This is a genomic window from Streptomyces sp. CBMA123 (assembly GCF_014596465.1).
In the GTDB taxonomy this organism is placed as follows: Bacteria; Actinomycetota; Actinomycetes; order Streptomycetales; family Streptomycetaceae; genus Kitasatospora.
Genome location: NZ_MECK01000219.1, coordinates 1 through 8,877 on the forward strand (window position 1 = coordinate 1; position 8,877 = coordinate 8,877).

The window sequence follows — 8,877 nt, forward strand, 5'->3', positions numbered from 1 at the left end:
CCGGAACCGCCGCCGGCCGTACCGCCGTCGGCGCCGGCACTGACGGGGGTGGTGCCGGCCGCGGCGCCCGAGCCCTCCGGCGGGGTGCCCCCGCCGGTGCCCCCGTCACCCGGGCCGACAGCCGGCGGGTTCGACGGCGCGGCCTGGTTGCCGGGCAGCTTGGCGTCCTGGGTCTCCACGTGCGAGGCGGCGTCGGCCGCCTGGGCCCGCTGGGCTCCGGTGAGCGCGAGGAAGCCGGGCGCCAGGTGGCCCGGCTCGTTGCCGTAGACCTGGCCGCTCGTCGTGGTGGTCCGCAGGAACCTGGTGATCGCGGCCGCCTTGTCGGCCGGAACGCCCTGGGTCGGCACCATCGCGTACTGCACGAGGGTCAGCGGGTACGCCCGCTGGTCGCGGGAGAAGGCGGTGTCGGCGCTCCCGTAGGGCAGCGACTGCACGCCGGTGGCGGCGTCGACGGTCATGTCGGCCACCGCGGCCTGGAAGCCGGTGGTGCTGGGGGAGACGAACGAGTCGGCCGGGTTGAGCAGTTGGGCCTCGGGGAGCGAGTAGGCCTTGGCCTGGCCGGTGTCCATGATCGAGAACAGTGTCCGGGTGCCGGGCTCCATGGGCACGCACGCGTCGTGGCCGCCCGCGCCGTTGACGCTCGCCTGGATGCAGTTGGGCTTGTTCTGCAGGGTCCTGCGGACCAGGTCGCCCAGCCCGGAGGTGACCGGGTTCCACTCGAACTCGCGCCAGTGCTTCTGCTCGTCGCTGGTGGGCTTGTCCATCCCGGACGAGTCCTGCCGGATGAAGGTGTCGACCGGGTACCCGGAGAACGCGGGCCGCAGGTAGTAGGTGTCGACGTGCGTGCCCCACGGGTCGGGCTCGCCGTCCAGGAACCGTGCGGCGTCCGGGTCGGCGGCGATCCACGAGGTCAGCCGGTGGACCAGGTCCGTCGTCCCGCCCACGACGGTCGGGGCGAACTCGTTGACGTTGCAGAACTGCGGCCACTTGAGCCCCGACGCGTCGGGCAGCGGGTTCAGCTTCAGGAACTCCGGGTCCGCGAAGACACAGGTCGGGTTCCCCTGCACCGACTTCACGGCGCCCTTCGGCGAGTAGGACTGGGTGAGCAGCTTCGCCATCAGCCGGGCGTTGAGCTTCATGTCCCTGATCTGCCGGCCCGTCGTCGGGTCGTCGACCAGGAACACCACCGACACCCCCGAGGTGGCCAGCGGCGCGTAGACGTACGGGCGCGCCGGGGCCGCCGTGTCCGGGAGCGCCGTCAGGGCCACGTCCGTCGTCCCGGCGAGGAAGCGGGTGCGGGCCTGCGGCTCACCGCTGGCGGACAGGTACTGGAAGGAGAGCGGCGAGTCCCCGATGCACAGGCCGGCCCGCCACTTCTGCACGGCCCGGTTGGCCATCTCCAGCCCCTCGGACACGAACGCCGGCGTCTGCGAGTCGCAGGCGGCGGGCGTCGGCGCGAAGGACAGCGGGATCACCTTGGCGTTCTCCCAGGCGCACTGCTCGCCGCTCGCCATCCCGTTCATGGCGACGCGGTTGAACACCACGTCGGCCGCGGTGGTGCGGGAGCGCAGCTTGTCCATGGCGTGGTTCCGGCAGTCCACCGAACGGTCCGCGGTGGTCGCCCCGAGGCTGTCCCCGCCGTAGTTCGCCTCCACCACCAGGGAGCAGGCGTGGGTGGCGTCGCAGCCCAGGGTCGGGCTCTGGTCCGAGGTGTACAGCTGGACGTCCGCGGCTCCGGAGCCGTCCGGGCCGGTCGGGGCGATCACCAGGTTGCTCGGGAAGTCCGGAGCCGTCACCTTGGGGGCCGCCTGCTGGAAGCCCGCCGCCGGATCCCCGCCGTACAGCGAACTGTCGTAGCAGTCGGTGATGCTCGGCTTCTCGCCGCGGCACTCGTAGATGCGGACGGCGTAGAAGGTGGTGGCGTCCGACCGGTGCGCGGTCGGCCGCGGGTTCCCGACGCCGTCGACGGTCGGCGTGAAACCGCTCCAGGAGACCTGGACCACCTGGTTGGTGAGGTCCTTCGTCTGCGAGACGGTGATGCTCCCGGGCTTGCCGGGCACCCCCGGGTTCTTCGGGTCGAACAGGTTCGGCCCCGGGACGGTCACGGTGGAGGACTCCGCCACCGCCTGCGGCCCGACGCCCAGGCCGATCGGCACCACCCCGAGTGCCACCACCACCGACCACACCAACGCGGCCGCCGGAAGCCGGCGGCGCCACCATCCCGGGTGTCTCCGGTCGGGCAGTCGGACTCTCATGGCGGGCACCTCCGTGCGAATCCGCGCCGCCCAGCACACGGCGCAAAGGGATCGGGCATGCCGACGGCCGGGCACCCCCAGTACCCACCATTCGGCCAGCCGGATGTGTCCGAATCCGGTCGACAGGGTGTACGAGAACACAACGCGGCTACCCTGGAACGGAGTTGGGGGCTCCCCTTGGCACACCGGCGGGCCCGCGCCGAAACGCGGGCCCGCCGTTCACCGGGCGTCCGGGCCGAGCGCCGGATCAGCTGCCGGGGGTGTACGACAGCGCGAGCGAGCCCACCGACTGGCCGCCCGTGAAGTACGTGGTGCCGAGCGCGGAGTCCAGGTACTGCGCCCCGGCCGCGTCCACCTGGAGGCTGGTGGCCGACACCGTCTGGGTGGTGCCCGTGACGCCCCGCTGGGTGTAGCCACGCGGGTCCAGCAGCGCCACCGGCGCGGTGCCGCCGGCCGGAACGGCCGAGATGTTCCAGGCCCGGACGCCGAAGTCCAGCTGCTTGAAGGCCACGTTCTTGCCGTTGTCGAGGTTCACGAACAGCAGGCCGCCGCCGAACTGCACGTGGCCGTTGAACGCCGGGATGTTGGCGACGCCGCCGGTGACCGGGAAGGTCGTGGTGAGGACGTTGTCGGTGTCGTCCGCCGTGGCCGACGGCAGCGGGACGACGATGATGCCGTTGAGCGCGGTGCCGGCCAGGAACTGCTGATCGACGGTGATCACCGCGCTGCCGGTGGGCGCGGTGGTGGCGGCGACGGTGCTGTCGGCCACGGCCACGCTGCTGAAGCCGGTGATCCCGAGGACCACGGCTGCCCCGGTGGCAGCGAGACGGGCGCCGATTCTTGCCATGGTGTACTCCCTGGGAGAGGTGAGGTGGTGCAGAGATGACGGCTAGTCAGAGAGCTGTGGTGGCCGCACCGTTCACCGCTCGGCGAGCGGCGCACGGGCGCGGCGTGGTCGTGTCCGGACTCGGGAGGGTCGCGTTGTCGTCGGCCGGGAGCCGGTTCGGCACCACCTGCGAAGGTGGCGCCCCCGCTCCCGCCGGGTCCCGCGCGACCGGCAGCGTCGGCCCTCCCGGGTCCGCCACGGCCGGGGCGGCCGGAGGCGGCCGGGACGGTGGCGGCCGGCGGCCACAGGCGCGAGGTCCGTGGCCGCCGGGTCGTGCGGGGTGCGGGGTCGATCAGGAGTGCAGGGTGCTGCCGCAGGCGCCGGCCGGCAGCGGCAGGAAGCCGAAGCTCTGGAGGTCGGCGGTCGCGGTGGCGTTGTTGCAGATCCAGCCGTTGGTGCCGAAGATCGCCTGCAGCGCGGTGCCGTGGGTGTCGGTGGCGACGAACTCGGCGTGGCGCAGGACGTTGTAGACCGAGCGGGCGTAGTTGGTGCTCGCGAAGGCGTCGGTGATCACCTTGTTGGTGGTGTCGATCGGGGCGACGCCGTCGATGCTGCGGACGGTCAGCGGGCCCTGGACGTCGCTGCCGCTGCCCTTGCCGTAGTACGCCTGGCCGATGAAGTGGGCGACGGAGTAGGGGACCACCGCGTCGGGGTCCTGCAGCGCGAGGGCGCTGCCCTGGTTCTCCTGGACGCCCTGGGTGACGCAGGAGTTGATGGTGGTGATGCCGAGCGTCTTCAGGAAGAACGCGCGGGTGCCGGAGTTGGCCTGCGGCAGGAAGGGCTTGATGGTGTTGGTCGACAGGCTCGGGTCGATCTGGTTCCAGGTGGTGACGTTGCAGTTGAAGATGTCCTTCAGGTTCTGCGTCGTCAGGTTGGCCGGCGCGTGGCCGCCGTTCTGGGCCGCCCAGGACACCGCGTCCGTCGCGTAGGCGACGAAGTCGAAGGTGTTCGGGTCCGAGGACTGCGGGTCGCGGGAGGAGCGGGCGAAGTCCACGGTGGCGCTGGTGTTGGCGGCCAGCGCGGAGATGCCGGCGCCGGAGCCGTTCGGACGGGTGATGGAGGTGGCACCCGTCTTGGTGGTGATCGGCGAGGTGCCGGTCGCGTCGTAGCTGTACAGGCGCGGGGCGGTGGAGCCGGAGCCCAGCGAGGCGTTGTAGTCGGTGGAGAACTGGTCCAGCACGGCCTGGGTGGTGTCCGAGCCGACGCCGACGATGTCCTGCGCGGCCGGGGTGACGCCGGCGGCCGGGTCGGCCACGGCGGTGCCGGTGGCGACGGTGGCGAGGGAGGTCGCCAGCGCGGCGGCGGCGAGCAGCTTGGCAGCGGTCTTACGCATGTTCCTGTTCCTCCGAAGAAGGGACGTACATCGCGTGAAACCCGTACTCCGGGGGGAGTTCGGGACCGGCCGGCCGTGTCTGCTGCGGCCGCTCCGGCAGTGCAGATCCTGTCCGGCCGGGAGGTTGCGTCGGAAGGGTGGTCGGGCCCGGCCCGGGATTGTCGACTCATCGGTTCGACGAGGTTTAGCCACTGGTCACGGTGGACGTGACAGGGGCGGAACAGAGCCTCCGAAACCGGTCGACGTTCTTCTCCAGGAGACGGCTCGGGGTGTTGCCGGAAACCTGCGCTTCACCGGGACAGCACGAACCGGGGCCCGTCTTCAGGACCTACAGCGGCCAGCGGCCGTCCCGGCCGGACCGCCGCAACTCCTGCCCCACCCATCGCAGTCCGGCCAGGAAGCCCTCGACGCCCGCCTGGCACTGGTCGCGCCGCAGGTAGCCGCGCGCGCTGCGGGCGACCGGGACGCCGTCGGCCGCGCCCGGCCGGGTGCTGCGCAGCGGCAGGTGGGCGGACCAGACCCACTGGCGGCCCTCGGACTGCGCCGTCGAGCAGCGCAGCGCGGCCCGTTCGATGATCAGTTCGCGGACCGCTTCGGCGAGTTCCTCCTCGCTGCGGTACGTCCGCACGCCGACGCCCAGCGGCCGCCCGTTGGCGGCGCGCAGCGCCCAGCCCACGCAGCGGTCGGCCGCGGGCACGATCAGCAGCCGCGGCCCGCGCCGCTCAGCGGCCATCGGGGCGTCTCAACGACACTGCTCTTCGGCCGGGTTCGGGGGCCGGCACGCCACGGGCCGAGGCGTCGCGGGCCGAGACGTCCCGCACCGGCTGCTCGCGTGCCGACGGCTCGCGCGCGGGGTGGTTGGCGAGCAGCACGACGAAGCGGCGGAAGGCGTTCTGGCACGTCGCGTACCGCTCGTACGCGCGGCTGGAGCGCACTTCGGGCAGGGTGCGCGAGCCGGGGATGACCCAGATCCAGCCGATGCCGTCGCGGACATGGGTGATCCGCGCGGTCAGTTCGGCGGCGACGGCGCGCAGACCGTCGAAGCCCCGCTCGGCCTCGCCGGGCGTCTCGAACAGCGCGGAGGTGATCGCCACCACCCGGCCGTTGGATGCCTTCAGCTGCCAGCGGTAGCGCCCGTCCGGTGCGCGCTCGGTCCGGAACCCCCCTCGGCTTGCCCCTGCTGCGGTGTGACCGCGGCCGGAAGCGTCCACTGCCCCCTCCGTCCAGTGGTTCTGATCAGCGCCGTCCCCTCCGATACGGGAGTCAAGCTATGTGTGCACACGGAACCGCCGAAAGCCCAGAACGTTCACAACTTGCGCCGTTGGTCGGGAAGTTCTCCCTTGTTCAGCTTTCACCTATCGGTGTACCCACGGGCCTGCCGGGTGCCTTCAGAGCCTGGCCGTCCAGCGCACCACGGCCCCCTTCCGGTACGGTCCGCGCTCGTGCCAGGCGGCGCCGCCGAGGGCCTCCGCACGCCGGGTCAGGTTGAGCAGGCCGCTGCGCCGGCCGCCGTGCGGGATGCCGACGCCGTCGTCGGTGACGGTGAGCAGCACGCCGGGCCGGCCGCCCCGGTCCAGCGACTCGGGGTCGCCGCCGACGGGCCGGCCGCCGTCGCCCAGGTGGACGGTGGCGTCGATCTCCACGCCGACCCGGGAGGCGCGCGCGTGCCGGGCCGTGTTGGAGAGCATCTCGCGCAGTGCGGCGAGGAGTTGGCGGCCGGTGTTCTCGCCGACCAGGCTCTCGACGGGGCCGACGAAGCTGACCGAGGGCTTGAAGCCGAGCGCCGCGGCGGCCTGGCTGGCCTCGCGCAGGACGCGGGTGCGCAGGGTGTCGGGGGCGTCGCCGTGGTTGTCGTGCTGCAGGGCGTAGATGGTGGTGCGGACCTCCTGGATGGTGGCGTCCAGTTCGTCGACGGCCTTGCCGATGCCGACCCTGACCTCGGGGACGACGGCCCGGCGGGCGGCGCTCTCCAGCATCATCCCGGTGGCGAACAGCCGTTGGATGACCAGGTCGTGGAGGTCGCGGGCGATCCGGTCACGGTCCTGGAAGACGGCCAGGCGCTGCTGGTCGCGCTGGCCCTCGGCGAGCCGCAGGGCGAGGGCGGCCTGGGAGGCGAAGGTCTCGGCGAGCTGCTTCTCGGAGTCGGTGAACGGCAGGGCGCCGCGCGAGCGCCAGACGCAGAGTCCGCCGAGCACCCGCCCGGCGGCGACCATCGGCACGGCCATCGACGGGCCGAAGCTGCGGGCGAGCCGCATCACCACGGTCGGGTCGCCGGACATGTCGTCCAGGCAGACGCTGTCGCCCTCCAGCAGCTGGGCGGCGAAGCTCTCCTTCGGCAGCAGTTCGCCACGGACGAACTCGGCGGCCTCGCCGGAGGCGTGGGCGACCCGCATCTGGCAGTCGCCCTCCCCCACCGTGCCGGTGGGCAGCAGGATCATCCCGAGCGCCGCGCCCGCCAGCTCCCGGACCTGTTCGGCGGCGACGGTGAGCGCGCCCTCGGCCTGCTCGGTGGAGAGCAGTGCGGTGGTGACGGCGGAGGCGCCGGCGATCCAGCGTTCGCGGCGGCGCCCCTCCTCGTACAGCCGGGAGTTCTCGATGGCGACGCCGGCGGCCGCGGCGAGCGCGTGCACCACCTGTTCGTCCTCGGGGGTGAAGGCGCCGCCGCCCTTCTTCTCGGTGAGGTAGAGGTTGCCGAAGACCTCTTCGCGGACCCTGATCGGCACGCCCAGGAAGGTGTTCATCTGCGGGTGGTGGGGCGGGAAGCCGGAGGAGCGCGGGTCGGCGCCGAGGTCGGTCAGCCGCAGCGGTTCGGGGCGGTCGATGAGCGCGCCGAGGATGCCGCGGCCGGCGGGCAGTTCGCCGATCCCGGCGGCGGTGTCGTCGTCGATGCCGACGTGGATGAAGTCGGCCAGGCCGTGCCCGCCGGGGGCGATCACGCCGAGGGCGGCGTACCGGGCGTCGACGAGTTCGGCGGCGCCGGTGGCGATCCGGTGCAGGGTGGCGTGCAGGTCGAGTCCGGCGCCGATGGAGACCACCGCCTCCAGCAGCCGCTGCATCCGGTCGGTGACGGCGGCGGCGGACTGCAGGCGTTCCGCGACCTCGGTGACCAGGGTGTCCAGCCCGAGCGAGGCGATCTCGGGCACCCGATGGGGTGTCGGCTCGGGGGCGGCCTCGGGGAGGTCTGGCGTGGGGTCCATGGAGAAAGCCTAGTTTGTACGGTTTTCAGCCGAAGGCCGATGCGGCCATCAGAGACCGGCCGGCTCCAGCAGCCCGTCCGACTCCGCCGGTCTGCCCGCCACCGCCCCGTCCACCGGCCCGTCCGCCGCCCCGTCCGCCTCCCGCTCCCGGCGCCACAGCGCGTGCAGCCGCCCGTCCGGGTCGGCGACCAGCTCGGACCAGCGGCCGCGCTCGGCGACCCGGCCGGCGTCCAGCACCAGCACCTCGTCCACGGTGGTGTCGTCCAGTCCGGCGAGCCGGTGGGTGATCAGCACGGTGGTGCGGCCCGCGGTGGCGGCCAGCAGGTCGGCGGTGAGGGCGTCGGCGGTGGGCAGGTCGAGGTGCTCGGCGGGCTCGTCCAGGACCAGCACCGGGAAGTCGGCGAGCAGGGCCCGGGCCAGCGCGAGGCGCTGGCGCTGGCCGCCGGAGAGGCGGGCGCCGTGCTCGCCGACCATGGTGTCCAGGCCCTCGGGCAGGGTGTCCGTCCAGTCCAGCAGGCGGGCGGCGGCGAGGGCGGCGCGCAGCCGGTCCTCGTCGGCGTCGGGGCGGGCGAGCCGCAGGTTCTCCCGCAGCGAGCTGTCGAAGACATGGGCGTCCTGGGCGCAGAGGCCGATCACCCGGCGGACGTCCTCGCCCGCGAGCGCCCGGCTGTCCACCGCCTGTGGACGGCCGGCGGCGAAGGTGACGGACCCGGCGCCCGGCTCCAGGAAGCGCAGCAGCGCCTGGGCGAGGGTGGTCTTGCCGGAGCCGGAGGGCCCGACCACGGCGATCCGGCGGCCGGGCGCGAGGTCGAGGTCGACTCCGGTGAGCGCGTCCGCGGCCTGTCCCGGGTGCCGTACGGTCAGCCCGCGCACCGCGACCGGCAGCGGCCGCTCGGGCAGCGCGGCCGGGGCGGCGGGCTCCTCGACCGGGGCGGGGGCGGTCAGCACCTCGTCCAGCCGGGCCCGGGCGGCGCGGCTGCGCTGACGGGCCTGGACGGCGAGCGGCATCCCGGTCACGGCCTCGAAGGCGGCCAGCGGGGTCAGCACCACGACGGCCAGGCAGACCGGGGCGAGCGCGCCGTCGTGCACCCCCTGGATGCCGACGGCGGCCGCGGCGACCACCGTGAGCCCGGTGAGCAGCGCGATCAGCCCGGTGCCGAGCGCGGTGGTGGCGGCCGAGCGGGCGGCGAGGCCGGTCAGCGCGGC

At 73.5% G+C, this 8,877-nt stretch carries 6 protein-coding genes and 1 pseudogene; all 7 read right to left on the minus strand.

All coding sequences use genetic code 11. From position 1 onward, the window contains the following. Nucleotides 1–2,255 (minus strand): annotated as a pseudogene (locus BG452_RS23245) (hypothetical protein); the annotation flags it as partial. 247 nt (nt 2,256–2,502) lie between these two features. Beyond that, on the minus strand, nt 2,503–3,102 hold the full coding sequence (locus tag BG452_RS23250) for a hypothetical protein (RefSeq protein ID WP_188306291.1): 600 nt from the start codon (nt 3,100–3,102) through the stop codon (nt 2,503–2,505). Nucleotides 3,103–3,433: 331 nt separating this feature from the next. Beyond that, nucleotides 3,434–4,474: a PstS family phosphate ABC transporter substrate-binding protein gene (locus tag BG452_RS23255; RefSeq protein WP_188306292.1), complete on the minus strand. Its 1,041-nt coding sequence runs from the start codon at nt 4,472–4,474 to the stop codon at nt 3,434–3,436. Nucleotides 4,475–4,802: 328 nt separating this feature from the next. After that, nucleotides 4,803–5,207 (minus strand): hypothetical protein, encoded by a 405-nt coding sequence (locus BG452_RS23260; RefSeq protein WP_188306293.1) that lies wholly within the window; start codon nt 5,205–5,207, stop codon nt 4,803–4,805. Next, nucleotides 5,197–5,685 carry a DUF1508 domain-containing protein gene (locus tag BG452_RS23265; protein ID WP_188306294.1) on the minus strand — a complete coding sequence of 163 codons (489 nt, stop codon included), beginning with the start codon at nt 5,683–5,685 and terminating at the stop codon, nt 5,197–5,199. Before BG452_RS23265 ends, BG452_RS23260 begins: the two co-directional genes overlap by 11 nt. Before the next feature lie 177 nt (nt 5,686–5,862). Beyond that, nucleotides 5,863–7,671: a GAF domain-containing protein gene (locus BG452_RS23270; RefSeq protein WP_188306295.1), complete on the minus strand. Its 1,809-nt coding sequence runs from the start codon at nt 7,669–7,671 to the stop codon at nt 5,863–5,865. A gap of 48 nt (nt 7,672–7,719) precedes the next feature. Next, nucleotides 7,720–8,877 (minus strand): thiol reductant ABC exporter subunit CydC (cydC, locus tag BG452_RS23275; protein WP_188306296.1); only part of this gene is annotated, 1,158 nt, incomplete at its 5' end.

Excerpts from the sequence above, each read along its gene's own strand:
- BG452_RS23270 (WP_188306295.1), bottom strand. The coding sequence starts at position 7,671 with ATGGACCCCACGCCAGACCTCCCCGAGGCCGCCCCCGAGCCGACACCC.
- BG452_RS23250 (WP_188306291.1), bottom strand. The coding sequence starts at position 3,102 with ATGGCAAGAATCGGCGCCCGTCTCGCTGCCACCGGGGCAGCCGTGGTC.
- BG452_RS23255 (WP_188306292.1), bottom strand. The coding sequence starts at position 4,474 with ATGCGTAAGACCGCTGCCAAGCTGCTCGCCGCCGCCGCGCTGGCGACC.
- BG452_RS23260 (WP_188306293.1), bottom strand. The coding sequence starts at position 5,207 with ATGGCCGCTGAGCGGCGCGGGCCGCGGCTGCTGATCGTGCCCGCGGCC.